13 protein-coding genes are annotated in these 14,527 nt (G+C 62.1%); 4 read left to right on the top strand and 9 right to left on the bottom strand.

Going from position 1 to position 14,527, the window contains the following annotated elements; all coding sequences use genetic code 11:
• Nucleotides 1-14: 14 nt before the first annotated feature.
• Nucleotides 15-1,055 carry an FAD-dependent monooxygenase gene (locus BV071_RS26570; protein WP_265594933.1) on the bottom strand — a complete coding sequence of 347 codons (1,041 nt, stop codon included), beginning with the start codon at nucleotides 1,053-1,055 and terminating at the stop codon, nucleotides 15-17.
• Nucleotides 1,052-1,696: a hypothetical protein gene (locus BV071_RS26565; RefSeq protein WP_035613850.1), complete on the bottom strand. Its 645-nt coding sequence runs from the start codon at nucleotides 1,694-1,696 to the stop codon at nucleotides 1,052-1,054. The genes BV071_RS26570 and BV071_RS26565 overlap by 4 nt, the downstream gene beginning before the upstream one ends.
• Nucleotides 1,697-2,035: 339 nt before the next feature.
• Between BV071_RS26565 and BV071_RS26560 the strand changes: the two genes are divergently transcribed.
• Nucleotides 2,036-2,788: a hypothetical protein gene (locus tag BV071_RS26560; protein WP_035613848.1), complete on the top strand. Its 753-nt coding sequence runs from the start codon at nucleotides 2,036-2,038 to the stop codon at nucleotides 2,786-2,788.
• Between the two features lie 321 nt (nucleotides 2,789-3,109).
• On the opposite strand, the gene BV071_RS26555 is transcribed toward BV071_RS26560, so the two are convergent.
• The 4 genes from BV071_RS26555 to BV071_RS26540 are packed head-to-tail and all read right to left on the bottom strand — an operon-like array spanning nucleotide 3,110 to nucleotide 5,987.
• Nucleotides 3,110-3,979, bottom strand: coding sequence for a patatin-like phospholipase family protein (locus BV071_RS26555; protein ID WP_035613846.1), 870 nt, complete (start codon nucleotides 3,977-3,979; stop codon nucleotides 3,110-3,112).
• Nucleotides 3,960-4,979, bottom strand: coding sequence for a lysylphosphatidylglycerol synthase transmembrane domain-containing protein (locus tag BV071_RS26550; RefSeq protein ID WP_035613844.1), 1,020 nt, complete (start codon nucleotides 4,977-4,979; stop codon nucleotides 3,960-3,962). Before BV071_RS26550 ends, BV071_RS26555 begins: the two co-directional genes overlap by 20 nt.
• Before the next feature lie 11 nt (nucleotides 4,980-4,990).
• Nucleotides 4,991-5,251: a phosphopantetheine-binding protein gene (locus BV071_RS26545; protein WP_035613842.1), complete on the bottom strand. Its 261-nt coding sequence runs from the start codon at nucleotides 5,249-5,251 to the stop codon at nucleotides 4,991-4,993.
• A 13-nt stretch (nucleotides 5,252-5,264) separates the two neighbouring features.
• Nucleotides 5,265-5,987 (bottom strand): SDR family NAD(P)-dependent oxidoreductase, encoded by a 723-nt coding sequence (locus tag BV071_RS26540; protein WP_035613840.1) that lies wholly within the window; start codon nucleotides 5,985-5,987, stop codon nucleotides 5,265-5,267.
• A 74-nt stretch (nucleotides 5,988-6,061) separates the two neighbouring features.
• Between BV071_RS26540 and BV071_RS26535 the strand changes: the two genes are divergently transcribed.
• Complete coding sequence (locus tag BV071_RS26535; RefSeq protein WP_035613838.1) at nucleotides 6,062-6,628, top strand: hypothetical protein; 567 nt, start codon at nucleotides 6,062-6,064, stop codon at nucleotides 6,626-6,628.
• A gap of 736 nt (nucleotides 6,629-7,364) precedes the next feature.
• On the opposite strand, the gene BV071_RS26530 is transcribed toward BV071_RS26535, so the two are convergent.
• Together BV071_RS26530 and BV071_RS26525 are read right to left on the bottom strand one after the other, a co-directional pair.
• A complete protein-coding gene (locus BV071_RS26530; RefSeq protein WP_035613836.1) occupies nucleotides 7,365-9,101 on the bottom strand; it encodes a hypothetical protein in 1,737 nt (578 codons plus the stop codon).
• On the bottom strand, nucleotides 9,098-10,600 hold the full coding sequence (locus BV071_RS26525) for a hypothetical protein (RefSeq protein ID WP_035613834.1): 1,503 nt from the start codon (nucleotides 10,598-10,600) through the stop codon (nucleotides 9,098-9,100). The genes BV071_RS26530 and BV071_RS26525 overlap by 4 nt, the downstream gene beginning before the upstream one ends.
• Before the next feature lie 870 nt (nucleotides 10,601-11,470).
• Here BV071_RS26525 and BV071_RS26520 point away from each other — a divergent pair.
• Together BV071_RS26520 and BV071_RS26515 are read left to right on the top strand one after the other, a co-directional pair.
• On the top strand, nucleotides 11,471-13,021 hold the full coding sequence (locus BV071_RS26520) for a hypothetical protein (protein WP_035613831.1): 1,551 nt from the start codon (nucleotides 11,471-11,473) through the stop codon (nucleotides 13,019-13,021).
• A 6-nt stretch (nucleotides 13,022-13,027) separates the two neighbouring features.
• On the top strand, nucleotides 13,028-13,492 hold the full coding sequence (locus BV071_RS26515) for a hypothetical protein (protein WP_035613828.1): 465 nt from the start codon (nucleotides 13,028-13,030) through the stop codon (nucleotides 13,490-13,492).
• Nucleotides 13,493-13,974: 482 nt separating this feature from the next.
• Here BV071_RS26515 and BV071_RS26510 read toward each other — a convergent pair whose 3' ends face one another.
• Nucleotides 13,975-14,451, bottom strand: coding sequence for a gluconokinase (locus BV071_RS26510; protein ID WP_035613826.1), 477 nt, complete (start codon nucleotides 14,449-14,451; stop codon nucleotides 13,975-13,977).
• Between the last annotated feature and the right edge of the window lie 76 nt (nucleotides 14,452-14,527).

Raw genomic sequence — 14,527 nt, 5'->3', positions numbered from 1 at the left:
GAGGTAAGCGTCGATCAGCGGACGAGGGAAAGGAGCGGACGGAAGGGCAGGAGGCCGCTGATACCGAGGGACTCGATGAGGCGGCGGTAGGCGGAGCGGAGCAGCAAGGGGTGGATGAGCGAGGCGGTCTGCATGCGGCGGTGGAACTTGCCATCGAGCGCGGAGCGGAGAGCGCTGCGGCATTCGTCCCAGGAGATGCGGCCGCTGCTCCAGCGTTCGAGGGGATCGAGCGCGAGTTCTGCGCCTTGGAAGGCCATGGACATGCCATTGCCGGTGAAGGGCGGGATCATGCGGTCGGCATCGCCGATTTCGCAGAGGCCGAGGTCATCATCGGAGGCGCTGCGCTCGCCGAGCTTGAAGTCGGCGACGCCGAGGAAGGAGCCTAGGTCCGGCTCGGCCGCGCGCAGGCGTTTCACCAAGGCCTCATTGCCAGTACGAGAGATGTAGTCGAGGAGCAGCTCGATCTTGCTCAGGCGTCCGCCATGACCCTTGAGGAAGAGGCCGCAGACATTCACGCGGCCGTCCTCGATGCGGGCGAGGCCGATGTAGCCATCGCGGCCGAGGTGCATTTCGAGATCGGCCTCCAAGGGCAGTCCTTGGAAGTGGCACTTCAGGCCCATCCAGACCCGGAACTTTGGGAAGAGCGGATCCGGGCGCCGGCCGGTGGCCCAGACTTGGCCGGGGACCGGCTCACGCGGCAGGCGGGATTTCTCGTGGACGACGGCTCCGTGCTCGAGGGCGAGATCGCGCAGGCGTTCATCGAGTCGATAGCGGGAGATGCCATAGGCAGGCTCGGGCAGGCTGTCGCTGTGGATCTTGCGGCCCCGGGAGAACCAAGCGACGGACTCCAGCAAGCGGGCATCGTGGAAGACGTCGCGGATACCGAGGGCATCGAGGCTGTCCGCTGAGACGCCGGAGATGAATTCGCCGCAGACCCGGTGGCGCGGGTAGCTGCCGGCTTCATGCACGGTGACGGGCACGCCACGCAGGCGCAGGCCACTGGCCAGGGACAGCCCCGCCAATCCGCCGCCCGCGATGGTCACCGTGTCTTTCAAGTCCGGGAAGCTAGCATGCGGATGCCGCCGCGCCATGTGGTTTCCTCGCTGATCCGCCATTGTGCGGGATCGAGGCCTAGCAGGCGTGGCAATTCGCCGTGGGTGAAGCCGGCGCGGATGCTGACCAGCATGTCGTGCTTGGTGGCGCGGCCGACCAAGGGAAGCATCATGGTGGCGTCCCGGATGGTCTGCTGGGTGCGGAAGGGCTCATTGAAGGCGAGAACCTCGAACTTCTGCAGCAGCGGGGTGAAGCGCGGCAGCTCGTGATCCTCGAAATGGTGGAGGAAGAGATTCCCTGCAAGGACTCCGCCGCCGCTCACTTCGGAGAGGACCTCGAAGACATCGCGCTGGTCCCAGGCGATGGCGGCGGGGAGGCCGGCGGGGCGCGGGGCGAGGTCGCAGCCGCGCAGGGAAATCCCGGGATGCTTGCGGGCAAGGCTCGCGAGCAAGGTCCCCTCCCCTGCACCAATCTCGATGACGCCGCGGCCAAGGGCAGCGGGAAAGGCGCGGATCTTGCGGGCAATCCAGCGTTCGTTGCCCATGAGGAAGTTGATCATCTTCAGGTCCCTGCGGCTGCGGACCACATCCGGATGATCGGGTGGGAGTTGGTCGATGATTTCGGGCTCTACAAGGCGCTGCATCGCGGTTAGATGCTGGTATCCGGCTTTCTCATGTGCAAGCCCCGGCCAACATGGAAAATAGGCAGGAAATTCCATCCGGCGGAGACGCTTGGATGGGAAGGGTCTTGAACCACGGATGAACACAGATGGACACGGATTTAGAGTGGGCTGGGGTGCACTTGCCTTGGCTTCCCTCCGCGTGGCGGGGGTATCGATGCTTGGACTTTTCAACCGCGAATGGACGCAAATAAAAGCATGAAGACCCCGATCTGTGTGCTCTGGTTGTCCCATTCTCTTCTTCTAAATTCGCGTCCATCCGCGTCTCTTCGCGGTTGAAATCCTTCTGCCCCTCTTTCCTGAATGCTCCGCCTTTTCCTTCGTGTTTTCTCCGGCCTGCTTGCCTGCCTGCTGCTGGCGGGCTGCTTCGACATCAAGGAGGAGCTGTGGGTCCACAGCGATGGCTCGGGGAAGGCGGAGCTGACCTATGTGATCCCGGCCTCGGCGCTACTTGTGGCAGGCGGGACGGAAGGCCTGGAGAAGAAGATCCGCGACATGATGGCGACGCAGCCGAAGCTACGGCTGGATGCGCTGGAGGTGAAGGAGACGGAGTCGGGGGTGCGGGTGGCGGCGCGGATTTCCACGGACTCGCTGCTGGCGCTGCTCGACCTGAAGAAGAATGCGGGCGGGCGGGAATTACCGGGGGCCGCGATGGACCTGGCGGGAAATTTCGATGTGCGCCTGATCGGGCTGGATGTCGACTTCGCGCGGACGGTCAAGGTGAGGGAGGCGCTGGGCCTGGCATCGTTCGGAGTGAGCAAGGATGATCGCGAGAAGCGCAAACTGATCTACATCCTGCACCTCCCGAAGCCGGCGAAGGAGTCCAACGCGATGACGACGGAGGATGACGGCAAGACGCTGAAATGGGAGGCAACGCTGGGGGAAGCGATGAAGAAGCCGCTGGTCACGAGCTTCCGCGCAAGCATGCCGATTCCGCCGACGGTGTGGTATGGCTTGGCTTTGGTGCTAGTGGCGATCACCGCGCTGGCGAGAGCGGTGTGGAAGTGGCGGACGCGCTTGCGGATGAAGCGGGTGATGGATGCGGAGGCGGGGTAATGTAGCTCGGAGCTTTTCTCCGGTGCCGCCATCAAGGGTACGTAGTCCCGTCCTTTAGGCGGACGAAGCAGTTCTTGTGGCTGATCCACACCAGAGAACTCTGGGAGATGCGGTCGCACGGGTGACTTTGGGCCGCGTGAACGGCTTCTGGATTCAGCATCCACCCGAGGGCACTTGGTGAAGCGGGCAGTCAGGGACCGTTCGTCCGCCTAAAGGACGGGACTACGTGCCCTTGATGGCGCGCCTCGAAGGTAAGTTCGCCCGACCATCCAAGCGAGGCAGGAGCCTTCGCCCTCCCAAGCGGGCCTGGGTTCAGGGCGTCTAGCGCTCGGCGGCCGCCTGAGGCTGCTTCTGCGTGCGCCACTGGGCGAAGGCGGTGTCCATGCCGGCCTGGAAGAAGCCGCGGGATTTCTTCCCGTGGAGCAGGCCGGGGTGATCGTGGTGGGTCTCGAGGTAGATCACCTTCTTGCCCATCTCCTGCGCCTGCACGCGGCGGCGGCGGCAGAGTTCATTCGCGGCGATGGTGTGGCATTCGCCGAGGATGCCATTGGGGGTCTTCCACTGCGGGCCGCCCATGCGGGAGCTGTGGCGGATGCGGTGGACGACGATGGTGTGAATGGAGGGATCCTCCAGCCAATGGTCGAAGGGCGTTTCATTCGAGACGCCGCCATCGAGGAACTCCTCGCCATCGATGCGCTGGGGCTTGAAGAGCACCGGCATGGAGCAGCTGGCGATGATGAAATCGATCAGCGGGCCGCTGGCGCGGATCTCGCCGCGCTGGGTGGTGAGATTGGCGACGGCGATTTCGAGACGCGGGCTCAGGTCCTCGATGCGGCGTTCGCTGCCGATGCGGAGCGAGAGGTAGCGGCGCAGGCGGACGCCGGAGAGCAGGCCGGTGCCTGCGCAGCCGGTGAGGATGAAGGGCCAGCGGTAAAAGGCGCCGAGATCAAAGAATGAGCGCAGAAAGTGGAAGTCGTAGATGAGCTTCTCCAGGGGTTCGCCGCGGAGGCCCGCGGCCCAGAGGCCACCGGCCATGGCACCGGCGGAGGCCCCGGAGATGCGCCCGGGGCGCAATCCCAGTTCCTCCATGCCCGCCAGCAGGCCGAGGTGGGCGTAGTAGCCGAAGAAGGATGAGGACAGGCAGACGGCCAGTCCCGGATCTTGTCCGGTCTCAGTTGATAGACGGCTCATCGGCGTGGGTGACGTCCTCGATTTCCTTCACCGTGGTGCGGTCGGAAGGACGCAGGAAGAGTATGCCACCGACGGCGGCCCAGACAAGACTGCAGGCGAAGCCGATCAGGGAGCCGAGGACGGAGACCTCCGTGGCGGTGCCGTAGAGGCCGCGCATGAGCTCCGCGAAGAAGAGTTCCCGCACGCCGATGCCCTGGATGGAGAAGGGCATGCCGCTGATCGCATCCACCACCGGCATGACGGTGAAGACCTGCATGAAGCTGGCCGCTTCTCCGCCGAACCTCACGCCGCACCAGAAGGTGGCGTAGTAGACCGGGAGCATCAGGAAGCTGACGGCCAGCGCGACCAGTCCCTGCGGCCACTTCTTACGGTAGATATCGTAGATCTCCGGGACGCGGCGCAGGATTTCGAAGCGCATCTTCTTGCCCGGCTTGTGGATCCGGCCGTGGACCCAGGGGCTGGCCATCAGGAAGAGCAGGCCAACGAAGACGAGGCCGCCGACGAAGTAGAACCACGCGAAGGTCAACGCTTTGTGCTCCAGCGCGGTGTGCTCCTCCAGCATCTTGAAGCGGCCGGCGGTGAGCACCAGGAAGGTAACCGCCATGGAGACCAGGCCGGCGAGGTGATCGACCATGACGGACATGGTGATCGTGAGCTTCTTGTCCTTGTGGTCGCGGATCAGCAGGAAGATCTTCGCCGCATCCCCGCCGACGACGGTGGCGAAGTTGAAGAGATTCCCGATCAGGGTGAGCTCGACGATGCGGCGCAGGCTGACCTGCACATCCTGCGCGCGCAGCAGGATCCACCAGCGCAGCGCCGAGATGAAGATCGTGCCCCCGCCGAAGAGAATGCCGATGGCGACCCACTCCCATTGCGGGTGCGCGGGCCAGAGGGAGGTGGACTGATTGATCTTCTGCCGCAGCTCATCCTGGTTCAGCACCCAGTAGAGGCAGCCGATGGTCAGGCCCAGCTTGAGCAGGAAGAGCAGCCACTTTTTCATCCACCGATGAATCAGCCCTTCGTCTCGATCGCCTGGGCAATCGTCTCGACGCTCTGGAGCACGCCCTTGGCCTTCTCGGCATCGGCGATTTTCAGGCCGAAGTGCTTCTCGATGGCGACGACGAGCTGGAGCGCATCCACGGAATCGAGGCCGAGGCCACCGGCGCCGAAGATGGCGGTCTGATCGGCAATCTCTGCCGCATCGAAATCGAGCATCAGCTCGTCGACCATCACCTCTTTGATTTTGCGCCGCAGTTCCTCGCCTTGTGCCATGATTGTGAACTTGTTAGAAGATTCCGCCGTCGATCTTCAGGGCGGACCCTGTGACGTAAGCGGCATCGTGGCAAGCGAGAAACCGCACCGCAGCCGCCACCTCCGCCGGGGTGCCGAAACGGCGCATCGGGATGCCGGCCTTGGCCTTCTTGGCCGCTTCCTCGTCCATGTGGGCCAGGGCCTCGGTCTGGATGTAGCCCGGGAGGATCGCATTTACGGTGATTCCGGCGCGGGCGACCTCCTTGGCGAGGGTCTGGGTCAGGGCGACGACCCCGGCCTTGGCGGCGGCGTAGTTCGTCTGGCCCAGTGGCGGGAGGATGGCGCTGAGCGAGGCGATATTGATGATTCGTCCGAAGCGATTGGTCATCATAGGCCTAATGACCGCGCGGCAGCCGAGGAAGACGGAATCCAAGTTCGCGGAGATCACCGAGGACCAGGCCTCATCCTCCATGGTGGCGAGCAGGCCATCGCGGTGCATCCCGGCGTTGTTGACCAGCACGTCCAGGCGGCCATCGGCGGTGGTGATGGTGGCCACGGCGGCGTCCCAGCTTTCCCGGGAGGTCACGTCGAGGTCGACGAGGCGGGCGCGGTCGGGGAATTCCCCTACGAGAGATTCAGCATTCGAGCGGTTCGCGCGGACGCCGAGCCAGAGTCTGGCCTCCGGCTCTTTTTCCAGGAAGTAGCGGGCGATGCCGAGGCCGAGGCCGCCGTTGGCACCGGTGATGAGGATGGTCATGTGGGGGGAAGCAAATCACCAATCACCAATCTTCCAATCATCAATCGGGGTGTGCGAGAGTCCGTGGCATCCGCATGACCACGCTCCCCCGCCCTTCGCTGATCCGTTCGCTGACCTTCTGGGGTGGGGTGCTGGCCGTCGTTTTCACGTTGTGGGCTTGGCAGGATTCGGCGCGGAACTGGAGCACGGTGGGAGGGGGCCCGCTTTCCATCACCAGCAAGAGTTGCGGTATTTCGATCTTTCATCCCGCGAGGCCCGCCCTGCTCCCAGCGCTGGTCAGGCGCAATGAGGTCATCATTGGCCGTATGGACCCGAGATTCGGCGAGCTGGACAGCCTGCGCTTCGGCCAGCCGGATTTCGGCGGCTATCTGGATCTGGAGACCAGGCGGCAGCTCGCCTACACCGGGATGCTGGACGGCCGCAGGCCGGATGCGGTGATCCGCTACTACTATGCGGCGCCGGAGGATATCTACCCTGGCGAGTGGCTGCTGTTTGTCCCGTATTGGTGTGTGTTGCTGGGGGTGGTGGGGGTTTGGGTGGGGCTGATCTACTGGAGGTCTCGTAGGTTGCGGAGGAGGCTTTGTAGCGACGTGAAGGATGAAGCTGCGTTCGGCTGCGAGGATAGGATGGCAGAATCGTGACGGCGTTTCTGATGGAGAGCGCGAGAAGCAGAAAGCTGCCGGGGACCGTTCTGCGGGGCGGGTGCCTCCGCGCTCCCAGGAAGAGGGCTTCAGGTAATAGACGCCGCCGGGGTGGGCTTGGGGAGGATCTCCGGTGAGGTGGAGATCGCCCGGTGCTTCACGGCAACAGGGTTGCCTGCCGAAAGCGGCAGCAGGCTGCACGCAGTCCAAGGGCTTCGCCGGGGAGCAGGCAGAGGAGCGGCGGCGATTTTGGTGGAGGGCGCGAGAAGTGGACAGCTGTAAGGGACCATGCTGCGAGGCGGAGGCTCCGCGCACCCGGTGAAGAGGCCTTCTGGTGATAGGTGCCGCCGGGGTGGGCTTGGGGAGGATCTCCGGTGAGGTGGAGATCGCCCGGTGCTTCACGGCAACAGGGTTGCCTGCAGAAAGCGGCAGCAGGCTGCACGCAGTCCAAGGGCTTCGCCGGGGAGCAGGCAGAGGAGCGGCGGCGCTTTTGGTGGAGGGCGCGAGAAGTGGACAGCTGCCGGGGACCGTTCTGCGGGGCGGGTGCCTCCGCGCTCCCAGGAAGAGGGCTTCAGGTAATAGGCGCCGCTGGGGTGGGCTCGGGGAGGATCACTTGTGAAGCCGAAGTCTCCCGGTGCTTCACGGCAACAGGGTTGCCGGCCGAAAGCGGCAGCGGGCTGCACGCAGTCCAAGGCGGCTGCGCCGCGGTTATCGGGTAGCACGCGGGATAGCTCCCCTACTCCCCCTCCCGCTTCTGCTGCTTGGTCTTCTCGTTGTAGAGGCGGATGGCTTCCTTGGCGGCGGCGGCTTCGGCGGGATCCTTGAGGGTGGCGATCCACTTGGCGGCGCCGTTGGGATCACCGGAGCTCCATTGGGCGGCGATGTTTTGGATCGAGCAGAGGCGCTCGGGACCGGCGGGGAGGGTGAGGACCCAGGCGGAGGCCTTGTCGGGCTCGCGGGAACCCCAGTGGATGGCAGTCTCGATGAGTTCCTCGCGGACCTTCTTGGTGGCGAGGTTGTTCACCAAGGCGAGGCGATAGATCTCCGCGGAGAGATCGAGCAGCGGCGCGCCGGTGTGTTGCATGCGCTTGACCATATCCGCCAGCACCTCGGGCTTGGCATTGCGGACAAAGGTGAGCGCTTCCTGGATTTGATCGGGGCCCCAATTCTCCGAGCGCATCAGCATCGAGTCGGAGTTGGGTTCATTGAAGACCTCGGCGAACTGCTCGGGGATGCTGAGGGGCTTCTTGGGCGTGGCTTGGTTCTGTTGGAACTTGGCCTCCTGGCTCTTGAGTGCCGTCAGCTCGGCCTCGGTGAGGATGGCAAGCATCTCGGGCGGGATCTCCTTGCCCATGCTCAGTTGGGTGGAGCGCATGCCCAGCAGGAGGGCGCGGCGCAGCTCCGCTGTGATCCCCATCGCCGGATCCGTGAGATACTTGATGGCCGCAGCCGCATCACGGCGGGAGATCGCCTCGATTGCCTCGAAGCGGAGCTTGCCTTGTTCCTGCGAGCTGAAGCCGAGACGCCCGAGGTCGGCGGAGAGCCACAGCTCCTCCGAGCCGATCATGTCATAGGTCATCGGCCAAGAGTTCGCAAAGGACGAGCGCTGCAGGGAGGCGACGAAGTCCGGGGTGAACAAGCTGAGGTTTTCCGCGATCTTGCGGGCATTGACCTTGCTCTCTTCCATCGACACGCCGCCGATCCCGAAGATGGCCTGGTAGAGGGCACCGCCATCCGGCTGTGCAGCCAGCCATTTCACGCCACTGGTGAAGTCCTTGGCCACGACCGCCTGCGCGGCGGCGGCACGCAGCAGGGCGCGCCAGCGATCCCCGCGGGCATCCGCCAGGTCGAGGAGCTTCTCCGGATCGTTGACCGCGCCCTTGGCGAGGAGGCGGACCATGTCCTTCGACAGCGCCTGGCCATCGGCGGGCGGCGGGAATTCCAGCGCCAATTTCAAGACGGTGGCGGGATCGCGGCCGACGAGTTCCTCCATGGCCGCGAAGATCATGCGGCGGCCATGATCGGGATTCGCGGCGGTCTTGCCGAAGGCGATCAGCTTTTCGGGATCGAGCTTGGCAAGACGGGCCAAGTTCCTGGAAGCGGAGCCGCGCTTGTCGCCAGCGATCTGCGCGGTGACGAGGGCATAGGGGTCTTCCTGGAAGAGCAGCTCCTCCAGCTCCACGGTGAACATCTGGACCACCAGCGGATCGGCGTGGCGGAAGCGCGTGCCATCGAGCCATGCCTGGCGCTCACGGGGCGGGATGCCGCGGGCGAGCTGGATGGCGGCATGGATGGCAGTCCAGCGGTCCTTCGTGGCACGCAGCGGGGCCATCGCCTCATCCGTGGGATTCGGCGCCGAGGGCACGGGTGTCTTCACTGGTACGGAATCCTTCGTACTTGCGGAAGACACCAGCATCCACCCGACGGCGAAGGCAGGCACGAAGCAGAGCAGGATCTGGAGCGGGCGCTTCATCGTTCGTCCATTTGCTTGGCGCGGCTGCGGATGATCTCCGGGGTGCCGGAGGCGGAAAGGTAGCTGCGGAGGGCGGCGGGGTCCCTGCCCTGCCACTGCAGCAAAAGCTGATCGATCTGGCTGTCGCGCTGCTTGGCATCCGCGACGCTGCCGGTCCAGCTGAGCGCCTGATCATACGCGGGCTTGTCGCCATTCGCGAGCTGGCTGGAATACTTGAGCGCGAGATCATCCCGCAGGGCACCGGCAGGCTGGCGCTTGAGCCAGACGCCGAAGTCCCACTCGTCTTTCTCCATCCAGTCATTGGCCAGTTGGCGGGCGGCGGCCTGATAGGCAGGCTTGTCATCGGAGGCCATGACGGCATCCATGGCCAGCTCCGGCATGTTCTTGATGAGGTCTTCCGCAAAGCCGGGGAAAGGTGTATCCGTGCTGTGCCAGCCCTCGCGCTGACCCTCCAGGAAGAACACGGCCACGGGATACTCATCGAGCGCACGGCCGCTCTCCAGAATCTTGCCCAGGACCTCCACGGCCATGGCGGGCTGGGTGGTGGTGAACTTGCGCCCCAGATTCCCTAACAGGGCCGCGGCGGCCAGCGGTGCTTCCTCGCTCTCCGCGAAGCGGATGGCAGCGGCGGGATCCTTCTCGGCAAGGGCGGTGGCGTAGGCCTGGCGCAGCCGTCCCTTGACCTCGCCGGTGGGCATCTTGGCGAGGATGCCGGGCATCTTGTCGATCTGCTCGCGGGCGATCGCGCTGGTGAGTTCCTCGCCGACGCTGGTGAGGAGCCGCGGGCTGCGCGCGCCCCATAGCAGCAACTGCTCGGGGTCATCCTTGCTCCACTCGCGGAGAAGCTTGTCCTTGGCGCGGGAGTTGGTCGAACTGCCAAGGCGCAAGGTGAAGTCCAAGGCCTTGTCGAAGCGGCGCTGGGCGATGAAGCCATCGACCACATTGGACCCGAGTTGGGCGAGGCCGAGATCCTGCTCGATCAGCTTTGCGACATAATCGGGATCGCGGCCGGCGATGCCCTGGAGGACCATGTAGAGCGCGCCCCTTTCATTGCTGGCACGGGCGGCGGCTTCCGCGGCGCGCGGGTCCACGGCGGCCCAAGCCTCCCATGCGCCAAGAGTGCCGCCGAGCTTGAGGTTCCCGGCCATGGCGCCTTGCGGGTCGAGCACCACCCAGCGCGCGATGACAAGGGTGGCCAAGGGCTGCGGAATTGGCTGATTCGCGAGGAGCTGCTCCCAGAGGGCCTCGATCTCCGGCAAGGTGGCGTGCGGCAGCCAGATGGCGAGACGCGCGGGGCGATCCGGGAGATCGGGGTCCTTGAGAGTTTCGACCGTATCGCTGCTAGGAAGCAAGGCGGGCGCGGCGATCTGCGGGCGCTCCGCGACTTTCGCTGGTGCGAGTGTGGCCGTGAGGGTGGCAGGCGGATGCAGCGCACGACTCACCAGGGCACCGGCGGTGAGACCGACCACAATGCTGAGCCCGGGGGCGAGGAGTTTCATGGCAGGAGAGGAGCAGACCTGCGGGTCATAGGGCGGAGATAAGCGGCTCGATCCAAAGTTGTCGATGCCGCTTGGGTGAATCCTAGCAGCCTGTTGAAATACCGGGATGACCCACATCCACGGCATATTTGGACGCTGCGAACGAGGTTCCTGATTTCCGAAAGTTTGATTCCTCGCGGTTTTGGATCTGCGTCTTCGCCCGAGTCAGCCGTGAATGCCATCCTTGGCGGCTGCCTTCCGGGTATTTCGAGAGGCTGTTAGCTCCGATTGCAATCCCTATTGCGCACGCAACATGACCCGGTAGCGGCGTGCGGGATTCCTGTCCCTTGAGTCCAACGGGGTGCGCCTGATAAAAGGCCCCAATACCTCACCGCGTTCTCACGAAGCGAGCTGAGACACTCGCGGACAAGATCTGCCGCCGTCAGCTTCATCGCTTTCTCACGTCCCCGACGCAGCAATAAATAGTTCCAATAGAAGATCATGGGTTCTTGCTCCTATTCTCGAACATTGCGTCCCGAACATGACGAATGCGCTACCCCCAAAGGTCGGCCACTGACGGGCTAAACTAAGCGGTGGCGAGCTGCTGGAAAGCTTGGAATGATCATGCTTTACGGATCAGGTTGGAGTGGCGGGGATTTGAAACCGGGAAACCGCAGCGGAGCGCCGGATGTGCCAAGCCACGATCATGCGCGAGCAAGCGTTAGCTTAGCGACCTTAATAGGCAATATCGACCGCATTAATGCATATCACACAAACTTCCACGACACTAAATAGTTAACTACACCACCCCGCTTAATCTTAATCGCACAAAACTCCTTGCGTAACTCGGAAGCATCCTATATTCCTCTCGATGGAACCGCCCCCTATAACATGAAGTCGATAGCCAACTTACTTTCCTTCGCCGTTGCGACTACTACTCTGATCGGAGCGCCAGAGGCGTCCCCTTTGGAACAAAAACCTACCGAAGCCAGATTTCACGCAAGCTCTCAAGTAAGGCCAATTCCAATTAGCGGAGCCCTACAGTTCACGCTCAGCAACTATTACGATCTCCTAAAATTGAAAGTTGGCAGCTTGAACGCCGATGAATTCGTCCAGCTCAAGCTCGTCGCGGACCCTGTCGACCTATCCGCGAGGTACAAGTACTACTCGATGTACGGCCTCCTCAATCGAAGTGACTTGTCGGTGGAGCCCGAACCCGTCTCGGGAACCATCGTTATGTCATCCACTAAACTTAACGAGGTTTACGGCACCTTTATGGACAGATTGAGAAGATTAGCAATCGTCCGAGAATTGGACCACCAGGAACAAGCGCAAGTGGCTCATTTCACCCTCATCATTCAAGAATGCAGAACTCGCATGAAGGATTATCAAAAGCTTGAGAGAAAGGAATGGCTTGAGCATTGTGAAGCCTACAGCGTGAAACCGGGCGACCAAGTCTACTACCTTCAATGGTCTGTCAACAACGGTTATCAGCAAGAAATCAGCCGAGAGGTCAATCAGATAAATGACGCGAATTTCGAGATCGATAAGCTCTTGGCAAGAAAGTACGCGGATCCAGCAGACGAAGAGATCGTGAAGGCCGACAGAGCGTATCGCATGGAACAAATGCGTTTGCGCTGGCCCATGTTCCCGGACTTTCTTTACACCGACGGTGACAAGTTCACCTTGGATTATTTAGCCCGCCTCCCTGCCGGCTCCACCGGTCTATTTGATGACCGCCGAACTACCACTTGGAACATGGCGATTGACACGATCAAAACAACTCCCGCCGGTGGATTCGATGTGTTCTTCAATCGGACTACTTCCAAGAGCAATCAGATGGACTCAGATTGGGGAACGTCGGTCAGCGCTAGCTACTTTGTAGTTTCCGCAAACTGCAGCGCCGAGGAACAGATTCATATTGCCGAAGACTTCCGAACAATGACGGAACTCAAGCTAGGAGCGAAGGCCGCATTCAAAGTCTCCATAGTATATCCTGCGTGGTTCCAGCCTAACCTGTTCAACAACAAACGAGTATTGGAAAACAAACGCGAATTCATGCAGTTTTTGGGGCCCAAGGGTTCACTTTTGTATTATCCAACTGGCTTGATTCTTATCCGCGGCTTTTCGGCGAGCTTCAAGAACAGTCAGAAATGGGAATATGACTACAAACGGCACTTTTCGGCGGCTGCCGGGGGAGGATTCAGTGTCTTCGGAGTAGGTTTCGGTGCTAAAGGAAGCTACGAAAACGACACCAAAGAGCACCAGGTCGATCAGGCCGACACCCAACTATCGTTCCAAGACGGCGACGAAACCATCCGCTTCGCGGGATATGTCGTCAAGAAGCACTCCGGCTTCAACTTGTTTGAGGAGCAACTCCCAATCAGCGAACCCGGGCCAAACGCAAACGCTTTGAAGGAGCCATTTAAGGGCGAACCCTGAAAGTCAATGAAGATCCACTCGATCCTCGCTGCCGTCTCGATCCTTTGCTTCCCGAGCTGCCGCACCACCACAAAACTTCCTATTTGTCCGGGACTGGCACGGTATAGCTATGCCACCTTGGAGGAGGGTAAGGGAAAGCTGGTTGGCAGGAGACTGGAAGATGCTATGGCCCAAAGAGGCATCGGTTTCACTCCACTTTCAAATTTCACGGCTCAGTTCGAGGGATACCCTTGGGATCTCCAATGGCTAAGGGAGAATTATGTCGATTTCCTTACGGACTTTAATCCGCGGCATGTCATTACAGATCGGGAGACTTACCTTGAAGCACGGCGCAATGCGCCCCACTGGATCAATTTGATTGACACCAACCGCTCCGAGGAACTCCTGGATATTCAAAATGGATATTGTGCAGCATGTTGCGATACCCCTGAATTCCGCTTTCGCTTAAGAAATTCCGACGCAGCGGATTGACCCTTACTGATATCCCTTTCGGGCCTATAGCGCCCGGTTTCTGCGATAATCCGCCGTCACTCCATGGATAGCGCCTCCGCCTGCGGATAAAAGTCCGCCCGCCGTGAGAACTTCGTCCAACAAGCTGCAGAGAAAGGCGCAGAGCGGCTCTCGAACGGAGCTTTTGCCATGTGCTCGACCATGGGAGCTTGAGGCGGGCGACGTTGCGCGGCCGCGAGAACCTGACCGCAAGCTCGGCGAGGTGCTGGCTTACAACCTGTCGCTGCTGATGCGTCGCCTCACGGGACATGGCACGCCGAAGCAGTGGCTGGCGGCGGCATATGCCGCCGTGCATGCGCCATGCGCCTGCTATTGACATGGATCGGCTTCGATCCGGTCGCCGTCCGCCAGGTGAGGCGGCTCCCCGCACCTCATGCTCCGATCTGAGAAAAATCGCCGACACTACTGCGCCTAAACCGGATGGCGAGTTTTTCAACAGGCTGCTAGGTGAAGATCCGCGTCACCACGTCTTCCGGGGTGGCGGTGTTATCGATGATCTCGACGTCGTCGCCGAGTTCGAGCGTCGCGAGTTGCGAGTCTAGCAGGCTGGCGGGCATGAAGTGTTCGCCTTCTGCGGCGCGTTCGTCGAGGCGCTCACGGAGGACGGAGGGCGCGGCGGTGAGGACGATGAAGCGGATGGGCTCGGGGGCGGTGAAGGCGCGGAGCTGATCGCGGTATTTCTTCTTCAGCGCGGAGCAGGCGAGGATGATCGGATCGTGCGTGACGAGATAGTCACCGAGGGCATCGAGCCAGGCGGCGCGGTCTTCATCGGTGAGCGGGATGCCAGCGCTCATCTTCGCGATATTCTCCGGCGGGTGGAAGCCATCGGCATCGGCGAAGGGGCAGTGGAGCGCTTCGGCCAGCAAGGTGCCGATGGTGGTTTTGCCGCTGCCGCTGACGCCGGCGAGGATGATTCTCATGGGGAAATTCTCAGGCCGGACTCTGAACTGTGAAGACCGGATGAAAAGTCAAAGAAACGCCCGGTTAACCGACCTC

Source organism: Haloferula sp. BvORR071 (assembly GCF_000739615.1).
In the GTDB taxonomy this organism is placed as follows: domain Bacteria; phylum Verrucomicrobiota; class Verrucomicrobiia; order Verrucomicrobiales; family Akkermansiaceae; genus Haloferula.
This window is presented reverse-complemented; position numbering and strand designations above follow the sequence as displayed.